This window comes from Streptomyces sp. 4F14, assembly GCF_048159485.1.
Lineage (GTDB): Bacteria > Actinomycetota > Actinomycetes > Streptomycetales > Streptomycetaceae > Streptomyces.
In genome coordinates this window covers 1-713 of the sequence record NZ_JBLRVY010000081.1, presented here as the reverse complement: position 1 = coordinate 713, position 713 = coordinate 1, and the positions used below count along the sequence as shown (strand labels likewise).

The window sequence follows — 713 nt, the reverse complement described above, 5'->3', positions numbered from 1 at the left end:
ACAACGGCATCTCGCCGAAAGCCATAGGGAGGGCCACCCTCGCGGCCCTGACCGGCGGCGAACCGCAGGGCGGCTCCACCATCACCCAGCAGTATGTGAAGAACGCGCTGCTCAGCCCGGAGCGTTCACTGTCCCGCAAGGCGCGCGAGGCGATCGTCGCGATCAAACTGGACCGCACGCGGAGCAAGGACGAGATCCTCGAGGGCTATCTGAACACGGTGTACTTCGGCCGGGGAGCGGCAGGCATCCAGTCGGCATCGCGCAACTACTTCGGAGTGGACGCGAAGAACCTGACGATCGCGCAGGGCGCGGCGTTGGCCTCCATCGTCAACATCCCGTCGTACTACGAGAAGGCGGGCTCGGACGCGAAGGTGACCGCGAAGCTGGCGGACCGCTGGGAGTGGGTGCTGGACGCGATGGCGGCGAGCGGCGCGATCACGGCGCAACAGCGCGCGGAGGCCCGCTTCCCGGCCTTCCGCTTCTATCCGCCCGGCGACACCGAAGGCCAGCGCCAGTATCTGATCGACGTCGCCGCGAAGGAGGCCGCCGACCGGCTCGGCATCACCGAGGACCAGCTCGCGAGCGGCGGCTACAGCGTGACGACCACCTTCGACCTGGCCCTCCAGGACCGCGCCACCCAACTGGTCCAGGACCATCCCGGCGGCAAGGGCGGCGTCCGTGTGCACACGGCGGTCGTGGGCCTGGTGCCCGGC

General features: G+C 69.3%; 1 protein-coding gene. It reads left to right on the top strand.

Going from position 1 to position 713, the window contains the following annotated elements:
- The coding region (locus tag ACLZOT_RS49685) for a transglycosylase domain-containing protein (RefSeq protein ID WP_416975942.1) at positions 1-713 on the top strand (713 nt) is incomplete at both ends.